Source organism: Streptomyces ficellus, assembly GCF_009739905.1.
Lineage (GTDB): Bacteria > Actinomycetota > Actinomycetes > Streptomycetales > Streptomycetaceae > Streptomyces > Streptomyces ficellus_A.
In genome coordinates this window covers 3,791,163-3,806,208 of record NZ_CP034279.1, presented here as the reverse complement: position 1 = coordinate 3,806,208, position 15,046 = coordinate 3,791,163, and the positions used below count along the sequence as shown (strand labels likewise).

15 protein-coding genes and 3 tRNA genes are annotated in these 15,046 nt (G+C 71.8%); 9 read left to right on the top strand and 9 right to left on the bottom strand.

The features are described from left to right. Positions 1-3 precede the first annotated feature (3 nt). From purF to EIZ62_RS16935, 3 genes are all read right to left on the bottom strand, one after another. Positions 4-1,530: an amidophosphoribosyltransferase gene (gene purF, locus EIZ62_RS16945; protein ID WP_156693497.1), complete on the bottom strand. Its 1,527-nt coding sequence runs from the start codon at positions 1,528-1,530 to the stop codon at positions 4-6. A 369-nt stretch (positions 1,531-1,899) separates the two neighbouring features. Further along, the gene (locus tag EIZ62_RS16940; RefSeq protein ID WP_156693496.1) at positions 1,900-2,766 is read right to left on the bottom strand and encodes an META domain-containing protein; all 867 of its coding nucleotides are present in this window, start codon (positions 2,764-2,766) and stop codon (positions 1,900-1,902) included. Between the two features lie 107 nt (positions 2,767-2,873). Beyond that, on the bottom strand, positions 2,874-3,689 hold the full coding sequence (locus EIZ62_RS16935; RefSeq protein WP_156693495.1) for a maleylpyruvate isomerase family mycothiol-dependent enzyme: 816 nt from the start codon (positions 3,687-3,689) through the stop codon (positions 2,874-2,876). Positions 3,690-3,785: 96 nt separating this feature from the next. On the opposite strand from EIZ62_RS16935, the gene EIZ62_RS16930 reads away from it, so the two are divergent. Beyond that, entirely contained in the window at positions 3,786-4,190 is a 405-nt protein-coding gene (locus tag EIZ62_RS16930; protein WP_156693494.1) for a nuclear transport factor 2 family protein, read from the top strand. Here the strand turns inward: EIZ62_RS16930 and EIZ62_RS16925 are convergent. The 5 genes from EIZ62_RS16925 to purS form a co-directional block, all read right to left on the bottom strand. Then, positions 4,187-4,990, bottom strand: a complete 804-nt coding sequence (locus EIZ62_RS16925; protein WP_156696447.1) for a M23 family metallopeptidase — start codon at positions 4,988-4,990, stop codon at positions 4,187-4,189. The two genes, EIZ62_RS16930 and EIZ62_RS16925, sit on opposite strands and share 4 nt — an antisense overlap. 132 nt (positions 4,991-5,122) lie before the next feature. Further along, positions 5,123-5,623, bottom strand: a complete 501-nt coding sequence (locus EIZ62_RS16920) for an ArsR/SmtB family transcription factor (protein ID WP_156693493.1) — start codon at positions 5,621-5,623, stop codon at positions 5,123-5,125. A 128-nt stretch (positions 5,624-5,751) separates the two neighbouring features. Beyond that, complete coding sequence (purL, locus tag EIZ62_RS16915) at positions 5,752-8,001, bottom strand: phosphoribosylformylglycinamidine synthase subunit PurL (protein ID WP_156693492.1); 2,250 nt, start codon at positions 7,999-8,001, stop codon at positions 5,752-5,754. A gap of 88 nt (positions 8,002-8,089) precedes the next feature. Continuing rightward, positions 8,090-8,770 carry a phosphoribosylformylglycinamidine synthase subunit PurQ gene (purQ, locus tag EIZ62_RS16910; RefSeq protein ID WP_156693491.1) on the bottom strand — a complete coding sequence of 227 codons (681 nt, stop codon included), beginning with the start codon at positions 8,768-8,770 and terminating at the stop codon, positions 8,090-8,092. Then, entirely contained in the window at positions 8,767-9,012 is a 246-nt protein-coding gene (gene purS, locus EIZ62_RS16905; protein WP_073756364.1) for a phosphoribosylformylglycinamidine synthase subunit PurS, read from the bottom strand. The genes purQ and purS overlap by 4 nt, the downstream gene beginning before the upstream one ends. A gap of 340 nt (positions 9,013-9,352) precedes the next feature. Between purS and EIZ62_RS16900 the strand changes: the two genes are divergently transcribed. From EIZ62_RS16900 to EIZ62_RS16865, 8 genes are all read left to right on the top strand, one after another. Next, positions 9,353-9,712, top strand: a complete 360-nt coding sequence (locus tag EIZ62_RS16900; RefSeq protein WP_208827949.1) for a histone-like nucleoid-structuring protein Lsr2 — start codon at positions 9,353-9,355, stop codon at positions 9,710-9,712. Positions 9,713-9,815: 103 nt separating this feature from the next. Next, positions 9,816-9,887: transfer RNA gene (locus EIZ62_RS16895), tRNA-Gly, on the top strand. Positions 9,888-9,966: 79 nt separating this feature from the next. Next, positions 9,967-10,039, top strand: a tRNA-Gly gene (locus tag EIZ62_RS16890). 150 nt (positions 10,040-10,189) lie between these two features. After that, positions 10,190-11,107, top strand: a complete 918-nt coding sequence (locus EIZ62_RS16885) for an ABC transporter ATP-binding protein (protein WP_156693490.1) — start codon at positions 10,190-10,192, stop codon at positions 11,105-11,107. Positions 11,108-11,120: 13 nt separating this feature from the next. Beyond that, a complete protein-coding gene (locus EIZ62_RS16880; protein WP_156696445.1) occupies positions 11,121-11,879 on the top strand; it encodes an ABC transporter permease in 759 nt (252 codons plus the stop codon). Positions 11,880-11,915: 36 nt separating this feature from the next. Beyond that, complete coding sequence (locus tag EIZ62_RS16875) at positions 11,916-13,283, top strand: sensor histidine kinase (RefSeq protein WP_156693489.1); 1,368 nt, start codon at positions 11,916-11,918, stop codon at positions 13,281-13,283. Then, positions 13,280-13,894 (top strand): response regulator transcription factor, encoded by a 615-nt coding sequence (locus EIZ62_RS16870; protein ID WP_156693488.1) that lies wholly within the window; start codon positions 13,280-13,282, stop codon positions 13,892-13,894. Before EIZ62_RS16875 ends, EIZ62_RS16870 begins: the two co-directional genes overlap by 4 nt. Positions 13,895-13,915: 21 nt before the next feature. Beyond that, a tRNA-Gly gene (locus EIZ62_RS16865) sits at positions 13,916-13,991 on the top strand. Between the two features lie 44 nt (positions 13,992-14,035). Here EIZ62_RS16865 and EIZ62_RS16860 read toward each other — a convergent pair. Then, a complete protein-coding gene (locus EIZ62_RS16860; protein WP_156693487.1) occupies positions 14,036-14,935 on the bottom strand; it encodes a phosphoribosylaminoimidazolesuccinocarboxamide synthase in 900 nt (299 codons plus the stop codon). Positions 14,936-15,046 lie beyond the last annotated feature (111 nt).

Genomic DNA, 15,046 nt, shown 5'->3' with positions numbered 1-15,046 from the left:
GTCCTACGGGCGCCGGAGGGCGTCGGCCGCGGCGGTGGCGGCCGGTCCGGCGGCCAGCTCGGTCTCCAGGAGCTGCTTGCCGAGCAGCTCGGGGTCCGGCAGCTCCATCGGGTACTCACCGTCGAAGCAGGCGCGGCAGAGCCGCTGCTTGTCGATGGTGGTGGCCTCGATCATGCCGTCGATCGAGATGTACGAGAGCGAGTCGGCGCCGAGGGACTTGCCGATCTCGTCGACCGTCATGCCGTTGGCGATCAGCTCGGCGCGGGTGGCGAAGTCGATGCCGAAGAAGCACGGCCACTTCACGGGCGGGGAGGAGATCCGGATGTGGACCTCGGCGGCCCCGGCCTCGCGGAGCATCCGGACGAGCGCGCGCTGGGTGTTGCCGCGGACGATCGAGTCGTCCACGACCACCAGGCGCTTGCCCTTGATGACTTCCTTCAGCGGGTTCAGCTTCAGGCGGATGCCCAGCTGGCGGATGGTCTGGGACGGCTGGATGAAGGTCCGGCCGACGTACGCGTTCTTCACCAGGCCAGCGCCGAACGGGATGCCGCTCGCCTCCGCGTACCCGATCGCGGCGGGCGTGCCGGACTCGGGCGTCGCTATGACGAGATCGGCGTCGACGGGCGCCTCCTTGGCCAGTTTGCGGCCCATCTCCACCCGGGAGAGGTACACGTTCCGGCCGGCGATGTCGGTGTCCGGGCGCGCCAGGTAGACGTACTCGAAGACACAGCCCTTGGGCTTCGCTTCCGCGAATCGCGAGGTGCGGATGCCGTTCTCGTCGATGGCGATCATCTCGCCGGGCTCGACCTCGCGGACGTACGCGGCGCCGCAGATGTCGAGGGCGGCGGACTCGGACGCGACGACCCAGCCGCGCTCCAGGCGGCCGAGGACCAGCGGGCGGATGCCCTGCGGGTCGCGGGCGGCGTAGAGGGTGTGCTCGTCCATGAAGACGAGGGAGAAGGCGCCCATCACCTCGGGGAGCACCTTGGCGGCCGCCTCCTCGATGGTCAGCGGCTTGCCGTCGTCGTCGACCTGGCCCGCGAGGAGCGCGGTGACGAGGTCGGTGTCGTTGGTGGCCGCCACCTGCGTGGCGCGGCCGTCCGTCTTCGGGAGGTCGGCGACCATCTCGGCGAGCTGGGCGGTGTTGACCAGGTTGCCGTTGTGGCCGAGCGCGATGGAGCCGTGGGCGGTGGCCCGGAACGTCGGCTGCGCGTTCTCCCACACGGAGGCACCCGTGGTCGAGTAGCGGGCGTGACCGACCGCGATGTGACCCTGGAGGGAACCGAGAGAGGTCTCGTCGAAGACCTGGGAAACCAGGCCCATGTCCTTGAAGACGAGGATCTGGGAGCCGTTGCTGACCGCGATTCCCGCGGATTCCTGGCCCCGATGCTGGAGGGCGTAGAGCCCGAAGTACGTGAGCTTTGCGACCTCTTCACCCGGAGCCCAGACACCGAAGACGCCGCAAGCGTCCTGGGGGCCCTTTTCGCCGGGAAGCAGATCGTGATTGAGTCGACCGTCACCACGTGGCACGCCACCGAGTGTAGGCGAGATCGACCACTGGTCCGAATTGGGGACGGGACGGGGAGCGGACCACGGAGGCGCCGGTTCCGGCCCCGCTCGTGCGCGGGGTTCCCCGGCCGACCGCTGGTCAGGCGCCGCGCGGGCGCCGGACCGGGTGTCGCCGGGGCGCCGATCAAGCGCTGACCAGGGGCTGAGCCGGGTCCCTCCGGGCACCGCCCGGAGCCGCGCCGGGCCGGCACGGACCCCCGCTCCACCGCGTCCGGGGGCGGGCCGCCTCGTCCCGCCGCCCGCCGGGTGTGACGGACCTCGCAGCCGGCCCGGCCGACCGCGTCCTGTGTGACCGGCCGCTGCCCTTCCCCGGCCGCCCTTCCCGGCCGCCTACTTCTTGGGGTGCCCCTGCGCGGCCTGCTCGCCCGGCGCGCCCGCCACGAAGCCCGACGTGTCGGGTGCGGTGACCGTCAGGCTGCGGTGGTCCAGGGCGTAGGTGACCTTGCCCTTCATCACCTCGAGCAGGGCGCGCTCCAGCTCCATCTGCGGGGCGGCACAGAGCTTGCGGGTGCTGGTCACGCGGCCGAACGTCATCGTCGAGCCCTCGGTGGTGACGGTGGTGCTGAACTGGTTGCAGCCCAGGTTCCCGCGTACGGAACCGTCCTTGCCGAACACGAGGGACGCCTTGCCCTCGGTCCCGGCCGGCAGGGAGGTCGCGGTCCGCCCGGCGAGCAGCGAGTTCACCGTCCACTTGGTGCCCTCCAGCGGCGCCGGGGGCTGCTCGCTGAGCCGGATCGTGTCGCCTCCGGTGCTGGTCAGCGTGAGGGCGCCGTCGTTCAGCTCGGCCTTGAGCTTGCCCGTCAGAGCGGTCTTCAGGGCGTCCTCGAAGCCCTGGTGGGGCTCCGGGCAGCCCATCTCGGTCATGGTCGCGTCGGTGAGGGTGACCGTGTCGCCCTCGACGGCCGCCTTGGCGCTGAAGTGGTTGCACCCGAAGTTGCCCTGGGCACGGCCCTTGGCGTCGATCGTGACGTGGGCGCCCGCCGGGGCGGCGGTCTTCCGGCCGTCGGCGGTGACGCTCTCGACGGTCCAGTGCACCCCGGTGACGGGCACGTCGGGGCGTACGGAACTACTGCCGTCGCCCGCGCCCGAACCGTCCTTGGTCTGGGTGCCGCAGGCGGCGAGCGCGAGGGCCAGCAGCGGGACGAGCGCGGCGGCGGCCCGGGCGGGGTGCGGCTGCTTCTTCTGCTTCGTCGTCATCGTCGGCATGGTGGTGGGACGGACCGGGCGGGGACCTGGTTCCGCCCCGGGGCCGGACGGGGGAGGGTTGGGACAGCCCGGGGACGGCGGGGGCGGGGCGGTCCGGGTCAGCCCAGGACCGGCAGGTGGGCCGACAGGTCCGCCCGCTCGCCGCTCGCCCGGACCTGGGCCGCGTTCAGCGCGTCCGCCCAGGAGGTGCGCCCGGTGGCGAGCCGGATCCACGTCAGCGGGTCTGTCTCGACGACGTTCGGCGGCGTGCCGCGCGTGTGCCGGGGCCCTTCGACGCACTGGACCACCGCGTGCGGCGGCACCCTCACCTCGACCGAGCCGCCCGGCGCCTTGGCGGCGAGCGCGTCGGCGAGCAGGCGCGTGCAGGTGGCGAGCGCCCGGCGGTCGAACGGGACGGCGAGCCCGGTCGCGTCGTTCAGGTCGTCGGTGTGGACGATCAGCTCGACGGTGCGGGTGACCAGGAAGTCCCCGAGGCGCACGCCACCGAAGCGGGTGACGATCAGCCGCTCGTCGGGCGCCGCCGCCAGGGCGTCCGCGAGCTGCCGGCCGGTCTCCTCGTACAGCGCGGCGAGCGCGGCCGGGGTGTCCGCCGCCGCCTCGGCGATCTCGCGGGTGTCGTGGTCGACGTCCCCGGCGAACCTCCGGGTGGCGAGCGGCCACTCCAGCAGGGTCAGGTCGCGGGTGGCGGGCGCGGGCGCGGCCACGCCCCGGATCACGGAGCGCAGCGCCATGGTGAAGTGCGCTGCCAGTTCGCGGACCGTCCACTCCCCGAGCCGGGTCGGCAGCGCGAGCTGCTCCGGGGTGAGGGCGAGGACCTGGTGCCGTACGTGGTCGAACTGGGCGAGCACGGCGGCGCGGGTCCTGGCCGGGTCGTAACTGCGGGTTCGCTGCGTGCGCTTGCTGGCCGGTGGCATGGGGCGAGGTTAGCCCGCCACCGCGTGGCACGGGGCGGGGTCCGGGCGGACGATGGGAGAGGGCGGCAACGACGGGTACGAAAGGCGGGAACGACCATGAGCGAACACCCGGACGCTGCCCTGGTGCGCCGCGGTTACGAGGCGTTCACCAGGGGCGACATGGCGGCCCTCGGGTCCCTGATGACGGCGGACTGCGCCGCCCACCTGCCGGGGTCGAACCAGGTGTCCGGCCACTGCAAGGGCCGCGACAACGTCCTGGAACGGTTCGGCAGGCTCTTCGAGCTGTCCGGCGGGTCGCTCCGCGTCGACGTCCACGGCGTCTACGTGGACGGACGGGGCCACGTGATGACGGCGCACAAGTGGCTCGCCGAGCGCGGGGACCGGGGGATCGAGATGAGGGGCGGGCTCATCATCACGATCGTCGGCGGGAAGATGACCGACATCGACGAGTGCGTGGAGGACATCGACGAGATCGACGCCTTCTGGGACACGCCGGCTTAGACGCGTTCGCCGGCCGGTTCCACGGTGAACGTCTCGCCGCCCGCCGGGACGCCGACGCCCCGCCAGGTGAACGGCAGGCCGCGGGCGGTGCGCGCGTCGGGGCCGTCCATGAGCTGGAAGTGCAGGTGCGGCTCCGTGGAGTTGCCGCTGTTGCCGCAGCGGCCGAGCTGCTGCCCGGCCGTCACCCGGTCTCCGGCGCGGACCCGCAGCGACCCGCGCTGGACGTGCGCGTAGACCGCGTACGTACCGTCGCCGAGGTCGAGCACCACGTGGTTGCCGATGATGCGGCGCGCGCCTCCGATGCTCCGGAAGATGCCCTCCACCAGGAAGAAGTACACGAGCGCGGGCAGTGAGCCCCGGCTGAGGTGGTCGCGCTGGCCGTCCTCGGCGTGCACCACGGTGGCGTCCGCGACGGCGAGGAGGGGGGCGCCGAAGGCGGGGAAGTCCTCGTTGCGGCGGGCGACCGGCCACAGCCAGGCGAACGACGGCCGGGCTCCCGCCTCCGGCTCGGCGACGACGTCGATCGCGTACGTCTGGCCGAGCTGGTGCGTGCCGTGGCTCGGCACCTTGTCCGCCGGGCTGTTCAGCGCGGACCAGGTGCCGGTGACCGGCGGGGCGACCTCGATGGCGTCCTGCTCCCACGGGGCGTGGCGGCGTTCGTCGGTGCCGCGCAGTGCGGCGCCGATGGCGACGGCGGCCAGCAGCGGGAGCCAGCCCAGCCAGTAGTTGTAGGGCAGGTCCACGAAGAACCCGGCGACCGCCTGGGCGACGAAGACCGCCCACAGGACGCGGGCGAGCATCGCGGCGAGCTTGCGCGTGGAGGTCTCGCGCGCGGACGTCTCGCGCGCGGACACGGTGTTCGTGGACGTGGTGTTCGTGGACGTGGTGTTCGTGGACGTGGTCTTCGTGGACATGCGTTTCTCCCCGTGGTGTTACGGCCGGGCCGTGGCCAGTGCCACGAGCAGCGGGACCACACGGCCCGGCGGGACCTCGTACCGGCCGCGGCCGGCGGTGTGCAGCCAGCCCGCTCCGGTCAGTTGGCGCAGGTGGTGGTAGATCTGGCCGGTCGTGCCGATCTCCTCCAGCTCGGCCAGCTCGGCGGCGGTGCGCCGGCCGCCGACGATCTCGCGGAGGAGCCGGAGGCGGACCGGGTGGCCGAGCGCGGCGAACGACTCGGCGGCCTCGGTCCAGTCGCCGTCCAACTGCTCGCCGGCGAGGGTGCCGTACTGCCATTCGTACTGCTCCCCCGTGGGCAGTCGAACGGCGCCGGTGAACAGCACCCCGCCGGCGGCGGCGCCCATCTGGGCGAGCTGTGCCTTGAGCCCTTCGAGGGCCCAGAAGTCACCCTCGCCGACGGGCGGCACGGGACGGCCGCCGCTCTCCAGCGCGGCCATGCGCCGCTCCAGTTCCGCGACGCGCTCCTCCAGCTCCATGCCCACAGGATACGGAGTTACGTAATTACGTGCAAGCGTCATGCCCGTGCCCGTGCCCGGCGCTCGGCGCACCAAAGAGCCCCCGTCCGGACCGCGAGGTCCAAACGGGGGCTCAGGGGCCGTACGCGTCAGGCGAGCAGACCCGGGATCGTCGCCTCGTACGCGGCGCGCAGCTCGCTCAGCGGGACGCCGAACTCGCCCTGCACCTCGATCTCGTCACCGTCCACGACACCGATCCGCGTCGCGGGCAGGCCGCGCGCACCGCACATGTCGGTGAAGCGGAGCTCCTCGCTGCGCGGGACGGCCACGACCGCACGGCCGGCCGACTCGCTGAACAGGAAGGTGAAGGCGTCCAGGCCGTCCGGGACGACCAGTCGGGCACCCTTCCCACCACGCAGGCAGGACTCGACGACCGCCTGGACGAGCCCGCCGTCCGACAGGTCGTGCGCGGCGTCGACCATGCCGTCGCGGGACGCGGCGATCAGGATCTCGCCGAGCAGCTTCTCGCGGTCGAGATCGACGGCCGGCGGCAGACCGCCCAGGTGACCGTGGACGACCTCGGACCACGCCGAGCCGCCGAACTCCTCACGCGTGTCGCCCAGCAGGTAGAGGAGCTGGCCCTCCTCCGCGAAGGCGATCGGCGTACGGCGGTTCACGTCGTCGATCACACCGAGCACGGCGACGACCGGCGTCGGGTGGATCGCCACCTCGCCCGTCTGGTTGTAGAGCGAGACGTTGCCGCCGGTGACCGGCGTGCCCAGCTGCTGGCAGCCGTCCGCGAGACCGCGCGTGGCCTCCGCGAACTGCCACATCACCGCCGGGTCCTCGGGCGAACCGAAGTTCAGGCAGTCGGAGATCGCCAGCGGCCTGGCGCCCGAGGCGGCCACGTTGCGGTACGACTCCGCCAGCGCCAGCTGCGCGCCCGTGTACGGGTCGAGCTTCGCGTACCGGCCGTTGCCGTCCGTCGCGATCGCCACGCCAAGGTTCGTCTCGTCGTCGATGCGGATCATGCCCGAGTCCTCGGGCTGGGCGAGGACCGTGTTGCCCTGCACGAACCGGTCGTACTGGTCGGTGATCCACGCCTTCGAGGCCTGGTTCGGGTGCGCGACCAGCTGGAGCACCTGCTCGCGCAGCTCCTCGGCCGAGGCCGGCCGGGGCAGCTTGTTCGCGTCGTCGGCCTGGAGCGCGTCCTGCCACTCCGGGCGGGCGTACGGGCGGTGGTACGTCGGGCCCTCGTGGGCGACCGTGCCCGGCGGCACGTCGACGATCTGTTCGCCGTGCCAGAAGATCTCCAGCCGGTCGCCGTCGGTCACCTCACCGATGACGGTGGCGATGACGTCCCACTTCTCGCAGATCTCCATGAAGCGGTCGACGTGCTGCGGCTCGACGATCGCGCACATCCGCTCCTGCGACTCGCTCATGAGGATCTCCTCCGGCGAGAGCGACGCGTCGCGCAGCGGCACCGTGTCCAGCTCGACGCGCATACCGCCGGTACCGGCGGAGGCCAGCTCGCTGGTCGCGCAGGACAGGCCCGCGCCACCGAGGTCCTGGATGCCCGCGACCAGCTTCTCCGCGAAGATCTCCAGGGTGCACTCGATCAGGAGCTTCTCCTGGAACGGGTCACCGACCTGGACCGCCGGGCGCTTGGTGGGCTTCGTGTCGTCGAAGGTCTCCGACGCGAGGACCGAGACGCCGCCGATGCCGTCGCCGCCGGTGCGGGCTCCGTACAGGATGACCTTGTTGCCCGGGCCGGAAGCCTTCGCGAGGTGGATGTCCTCGTGCCTCATCACACCGATGCAGCCGGCGTTGACCAGCGGGTTGCCCTGGTAGCAGGAGTCGAAGACGACCTCGCCGCCGATGTTCGGCAGGCCCAGGCAGTTGCCGTACCCGCCGATGCCCGCGACGACGCCCGGCAGGACGCGCTTGGTGTCGGGGTGGTCGGCCGCGCCGAACCGCAGCGGGTCGACGACCGCGACCGGGCGGGCGCCCATGGCGAGGATGTCGCGGACGATGCCGCCGACGCCGGTCGCCGCGCCCTGGTAGGGCTCGATGTACGAGGGGTGGTTGTGCGACTCGACCTTGAAGGTCACCGCGTACCCCTGGCCGACGTCGACGACGCCCGCGTTTTCACCGATGCCGACGAGCATCGCGTCGCTCTCGGGGGCCTTCTCGCCGAACTGCTTCAGGTGGACCTTGCTGCTCTTGTACGAGCAGTGCTCCGACCACATCACCGAGTACATGGCCAGCTCGGCACCGGTCGGGCGCCGCTCCAGGATCTCCCGGATGCGCTCGTACTCGTCCTTCTTCAGGCCGAGCTCGGCCCACGGCTGCTCGACGTCGGGGGTCTCGGTGGCGTGCTTGACGGTGTCGAGGGTCACGCTCGGTCGCTCCTTCGCGCGGAGTGGTGCAGGTGTCGACGGCCGGGGCGCTCAGTCGCTCCCTCGGCCGTTCCGGCGTCGAGGCTCATCAGACGTTGACCAGCTTCTTGAGGATCGAGGTGAAGAAACCGAGCCCGTCGGTGCGGCCCGTACCGACCAGCGGCTCCACGGCGTGCTCCGGGTGCGGCATCAGGCCGACCACGTTGCCGGCGGCGTTGGTGATGCCGGCGATGTCCCGCAGCGAACCGTTGGGATTGAAGTCGCGGTACCGGAAGACGACACGGCCCTCGGCCTCGAGCTCGTCCAGCGTGCGCTCGTCGGCGACGTAACGGCCGTCGATGTTCTTCAGCGGGATGTGGATCTCCTGGCCGTCCGTGTAGTCGGCGGTCCAGGCGGTCTCCGCGTTCTCCACCCGCAGCTTCTGGTCGCGGCAGATGAAGTGCAGGTGGTTGTTGCGCAGCATCGCCCCGGGCAGCAGGTGCGACTCGGTCAGCACCTGGAAGCCGTTGCAGATCCCAAGGACCGGCATACCGGCCTTCGCCTGCTCGATGACCGTCCCCATCACCGGCGAGAACCGGGAGATGGCACCGGCCCGCAGGTAGTCGCCGTACGAGAACCCGCCCGGCAGGACGACCGCGTCGACCTGCTTGAGGTCCTTGTCGCGGTGCCAGAGCGATACGGGCTCCGCGCCCGCGAGCCGGACCGCGCGCAGCGCGTCCCGGTCGTCGAGCGTCCCGGGGAAGGTGACGACCCCGATGCGAGCGGTCACGACTCCACCTTCACGACGAAGTCCTCGATGACGGTGTTGGCGAGGAACGTCTCGGCCATCTCGTGGATGCGGGCGAGGGCGGCGTCATCGACCGGCCCCTCCACATCGAGCTCGAAACGCTTTCCCTGACGGACGTCGGCGATCCCCTCGAAACCGAGGCGGGGCAGTGCGCGCTGCACCGCCTGGCCCTGCGGGTCGAGGATCTCCGGCTTGAGCATGACGTCGACTACGACGCGTGCCACTGGCACTCCCGGTGGTGTGTTGCGTGGGCGGTTCCCTCAGCGTACCTGTCTCCAAAATCTACGCGAGTAGACATCTGGAGGTCCCTACAAATGGACGCGAGAACACGCACGGAACGCGCGGGAAAAATCCCGGAAAAAAATGACCCCGGGCATTGCCGGATGACACGCTGATGCAATTGGCTGGGCTTCGCGATGTCATGCGTTCCGCTGTACAAAGGAATACAGAGGAAAGCAGCATTGCCTCTCAACAGCCGTAAATCCGGTATCGCCGCACGTCGGACAGGACTGTAGTCCTGTCGGGCCGGTCAAGGCGGCACACCGCGGGAAAGGACCGATATCCGTGGCGCAGCGCGTAGTGGTCACGCTCTTCGACGACCTCGACGGAGGAGAAGCGGCGGAAACGGTCACCTTCGGCCTCGACGGTAAGACGTACGAGATCGACCTCAATCCCGCCAATGCAAAGAAACTGCGCAAGGCCCTCGCGCCGTACATGGCAGCCGGCCGCAAGCAGGCGGCCGGCGGCAGGCAGGCGGCGGGCGGTGGCGGGAGCGCCTCCAGGTCCCGCGCCTCCTTCACCCGCACCTCGCTCGAACCGGACCCGGCGGCCGTCCGCGCCTGGGCGCAGTCGAACAAGATGGAGGTCCCGGCCCGCGGCCGGATCCCCAAGCGTGTCTACGAGGCCTTCCGCGAGGCGAGCTGAGCCTGCCCCGCGGCCACCGAGTTGCGCGACACCCCAGGTGATCCGCTAGAGTCTGGATCACGCCGAGGGGCGAGGCCGAAAGGCCCCGGACCTCACGGAGCGTGCGGGTGTAGTTCAGTAGTAGAACACCCCCCTTCCAGGGGGGAGGCGCAGTGTGCGATTCCTGTCACCCGCTCTGCATCACGTACCGACCACTCCGGTGGATCAGGTACAGTGGTGTTCGCACCGCCCGGTGAGAGCCGGTCGGGAGCAATGCGGACGTGGCTCAGTTGGTAGAGCATCACCTTGCCAAGGTGAGGGTCGCGAGTTCGAATCTCGTCGTCCGCTCAGAGTATGAAGGCCCCGGTCATCACGACCGGGGCCTTCGGCGTTTCTCCACCGGCCTCCGCCCTCGCCGCCCGCCCGATGACATTTGTCATCGCCGATCGGTGACACCGCGGCCTGCCCCCGCCCCCTGGGCGGCGGAAGCCTTGAGGCATGACCAACGTGATTGAGGCGGAGGACGTCCGGCGCACCTACGCCGGCGGGTTCGAGGCCGTGACCGGGATCACCTTCTCCGTGGCCGCCGGCGAGATCTTCGCCCTGCTCGGCACGAACGGCGCGGGCAAGACCTCCACCGTGGAGCTGCTGGAGGGCCTCGCCCGCCCGAGCGCCGGCACCGTACGCGTCCTCGGCCACGACCCGTACGCCGAACGCTCCGCCGTCCGGCCCCGGATCGGCGTGATGCTCCAGGAGGGCGGCTTCCCCTCCGACCTCACCGTCACCGAGACCGTGCGGATGTGGGCGGGCTGCACCACCGGCGCGCGGCCGGCCGGGGAGGCGCTGGAGATGGTGGGCCTCGGCGGCCGGTCCCGGGTGCGCGTCAAGCAGCTGTCCGGCGGCGAGAAGCGGCGGCTCGACCTGGCGCTGGCCCTGCTCGGCCGCCCCGAAGTGCTGTTCCTGGACGAGCCGTCGACCGGACTGGACGCCGAAGGGCGGCGCGACACCTGGGAGTTGGTGCGCGGGCTGCGGGACGCCGGAACGACCGTGCTGCTCACCACGCACTACCTGGAGGAGGCCGAGGCGCTCGCCGACCGGCTGGCCATCATGCACCGGGGCCGGATCGTGACGGCCGGGACGCCCGCCGAGGTCACCGCCGAGCGGCCCGCCCGCATCCGGTTCTCCCTGCCCGAAGGGGTACCGGCCGGCCGGCTGCCGCTGACCCTGCGGGCCGCCGCGACCGGGCGGCGGGTCGAGATCCGCACGCACGGCCTCCAGGACGCGCTCGGTGAACTGCTGCTGTGGGCCAGGGAGACGGGCGTACGGCTCGAGGGCCTCGACGCCCGGGCCGCCTCCCTGGAGGAGGCCTTCCTCGAGATCGCACAGGACGAGCGGAACGAAACGGTGGGTGTGTGACGTGGCGACCACGATGACCGGGCGCATGGGCGCGCTGGGGCGGGCCGAGCTGACGCTCCTCGTACGGAACAAGTACGCCCTGTTCACGGCGCTGCTGATGCCCTTGCTGATGGTGGGCGTGCTGCGCTCCTCGCTCGACCGGGTCGACCTCGGCCGGGCCGGGATGAGCGCCCTGGAGGCGGCGCTGAGCGGCGGCGTCGTGATGATGCTGATCCTCGTCGTCTACCTCAACCTCGTCTCCGCGTACGTGTCGCGCCGCGAGGAGCTGGTGCTCAAGCGGCTGCGTACGGGCGAGGCGTCCGACCGGGAGATCCTCACCGGCACCGCGCTGCCGGCGGTCGTCCTCGCGGTGGCGCAGAGCGCGCTGATCGTCGTGGCGGGGGTGGCGCTCCTCGACGTCAAGGCGCCGCAGCGGCCGGAACTGCTCGTCGGCGGGGTGCTGTTGGGGATCGTGATGCTGATCGCGCTCGCCGGGGCGACGGCGGCGGTCACCCGCACCGTGGAGAGCGCGCAGATCACCACGATGCCGCTGTTCCTGATCTCGGCGGTCGGGTCGGGGCTGTTCGTGCCGCTGGAGATCCTCCCGGACAAGGTCGCCTCGATGTGCGAGCTGCTGCCGCTGACGGGCGTGATGACCCTCGTGCGGGCCGGCTGGCTGGGCGGCGCGGGCGACGGCGGGGACCTGGCGGGTGCGGCGCTGACGGCGCTGGCCTGGACGGTGGTCTCGGTGTTCGCTGTGCAACGCTGGTTCCGCTGGGAACCACGGCGCTGACACGGCGCTGACCTGAAGCGGGGCGGGGGTACGGAGATGAGGCTGACCGGGTGGTGGAGCCGGCGGAGCAACCCGGAGAAGGTCGAGCTGTACACCCGCTGGTCGTACCACCTGTTCGTGCTGCTCGAGGTGGCCTCGACCGGCCTCGGCGTCCTGGGGCACACGGCGGCCCCGCTGGGAGGGTGGCTGTTCCTACTGGTGGTCGGGCACTCCGTGATGGGCGGGGTGCTCGCCTCCCGGGCGCTGGACTGGACCGTGGGGCGGCGGGCCCGCCCGCACCGGCTGATGGTGGCGCACGGCGCGGCCTCGGCCCTGCTCGCGACCGGGGCGCTGGCGTTGTACCGGTTCACCGGACCGGACACGATGGAAACCGCGGCGACCATGGTCGTCGGGGTGCTCGGCTTCGGTATCGGCGGCGTGGTGCTGGGGCTGTCGAAGACACGGCACATGCTCCTCCTGGTGCTGTCGGCGGTCGCGGGCACCGCGGTCGTCTGCCTGGCGCTGGGGATGTCGGGTTCGGAGGTGATCGGCTTCACGGTCGGCGTCCTGATCGGAGGGCTGTTCCTGGCCGGCACCAGCGGGTTCTCCGCCTGGTTGCTGCGGGCGGTGTGGGAACTGGACGCGGCACGGGAACTCCAGGCACGGCTCGCGGTCGCGGAGGAGCGGCTGCGGTTCGGGCGGGACCTGCACGACGTGATGGGCCGCAACCTGTCGGTGATCGCCCTGAAGAGCGAGCTGGCCGTCCAGCTGGCCCGGCGGGGCGGTACGGAGGCGGCGGTGGACCAGATGGCCGAGGTGCAGCGGATCGCGCGGGAGTCGCAGCGGGAGGTGCGGGACGTGGTGCGCGGCTACCGGGAGGCGGACCTGCACACGGAGCTGGAGGGTGCCCGCAGTGTGCTGGCGGCCGCCGGGATCACCTGCACGGTGCTGGCGCCGGACGTGAAACTGGCGCTGCCGGTGCAGTCGGCGCTGGCCTGGGTGGTGCGGGAGGGCACGACGAACGTGCTCCGGCACGGGGACGCCCGCGCATGCACGGTCACGGTGCGCGCGGAGGAGGGATGCGCGGTGCTGGTGATCGAGAACGACGGCGCGGACGGCGCTCTGGGCTCCGGACCGGACGCCCGTGCCGGTGCGGCGTCCCATGCCGGTGCGGCGGACGCCGGGTCCGGCCCCGGGTCGGGGCTGGCCGGACTGCGGGAGCGGCTCGCGGCGCTGGACGGGACCCTGGAGGCGGGCCGGACCGGCGACGGACGGTTCCGGCTGACGGCACGGGTGCCTGCCGGTGCGGCGGCCGCGGAGGGGGCGCCCGTGGCGGGGGCGGTGCGCGGGGCGGATGCGGCGTCCGTGACCGAAGGGCTGTCCGTGACCGAAGGGCTGTCCGTGACGGAAGGGGCCGCGCGGTGACCGGGGCCGTGCGCCTATTGCTGGCGGACGACGAGCACTTGATACGCGGCGCGCTGGCCGCGCTCCTCGGGCTGGAGGACGACCTCGTGGTCGTCGCGGAGGCGGCGTCCGGGCCCGAGGCGCTCGCCATGGCGCGGGCGCACCGGCCGGACGTGGCGGTGCTGGACCTCCAGATGCCGGGCGCCGACGGTGTGAAGGTCGCCACATCGCTGCGCTCCGAGCTGCCCGGATGCCGGACCATGATCGTGACCGGGCACGGGCGCCCCGGGCACCTGAAACGCGCCCTCGCGGCGGGTGTGCGGGGCTTCGTACCGAAGACGGTCAGCGCCCAGCGGCTCGCCGAGATCATCCGCGCCGTCCACGCCGGGAACCGTTATGTCGACCCCGAGTTGGCCGCCGACGCGATCTCCGCGGGCGACTCGCCGCTGACCGCCCGGGAGGCGGAGGTCCTGGAGCTCGCCGTGGACGGGGCGCCGATCGCGGAGATCGCGGAGCGCGCGTCGTTGTCGCCCGGGACCGTACGCAACTACCTGTCGTCGGCCGCCTCGAAGCTGGGGGCCGAGAACCGTCATACGGCGGCGCGTCTCGCCCGCGAGCGAGGTTGGGTATAGTGGTCTCGCGCTACGGCGCATGCGGACGTAGCTCAGTTGGTAGAGCGCAACCTTGCCAAGGTTGAGGTCGCGAGTTCGAGCCTCGTCGTCCGCTCCATGGAAGAAGCCCCCGGCCGGTCGGCCGGGGGCTTCTTCGTGCGTCTACTGCCAGGCGTTGCCGGTGAGCAGCTCGTACGCCTCCAGGTACTTCGCCCGGGTCGCCTCCACCACCTGCTGCGGCAGGGGCGGCGGGGGCTGCTCACTCGCGCGGTCCCAGCCGGAGGCCGGCGAGGTCAGCCAGTCGCGCACGTACTGCTTGTCGTACGAGGGCTGCGCGCGGCCCGGCTCCCAGGCGCCGGCCGGCCAGAAGCGGGAGGAGTCCGGCGTCAGCACCTCGTCGGCGAGGACCAGGCCCTGCTCGTCGAGGCCGAACTCGAACTTGGTGTCGGCGAGGATGATCCCGCGATCCCGGGCGATGTCCCGGGCGCGGGAGTAGATCGCGAGGGTCGACTGGCGCAGCTGGGCGGCGGTCTCCGCGCCGACCTGGCGGGCGACCTCCTCGTACGACACGTTCTCGTCGTGCTCTCCGACGGCCGCCTTGGTGGCGGGCGTGAAGATCGGCGCGGGGAGTTCGGAGCCGTCGGTGAGGCCTTCGGGGAGGGCCAGGCCGCAGACCGTACGGGACTCGTCGTACTCGACGAGGCCGGAACCGGTGAGGTAGCCGCGGGCCACGCACTCCACCGGGACCATGCGCAGGGACCGGCAGATCAGGGTGCGGCCCGCCCAGTCGGCGGGGGCGCCGGCCGGGAGCTCGGTGGAGACGACGTGGTTGGGGATGAGGTCGGCGAGCCGGTCGAACCACCAGAGCGAGAGCTGCGTCAGGACGCGGCCCTTGTCGGGGATCTCGGTGGGCAGCACCCAGTCGTAGGCGGACATGCGGTCGCTGGCGACCATCACGAGGTCGCCCGCCTCGTTCTGGTACAGGTCGCGCACCTTGCCGGTGTGCAGATGCACCAGGCCCGGCACCTGAAGCGGCTCGGGCTTTTCGACGAATCCGGACACGGTTCCTCCCCGTGGTTCTGTCCAATCGGCTCCGATTCTCCCGCATGCGGGGCCGGGCTTTGGCCAGGGGTCTCGCGGAACGCACGGGATGCTCGGGAAGGATCTTGGCGC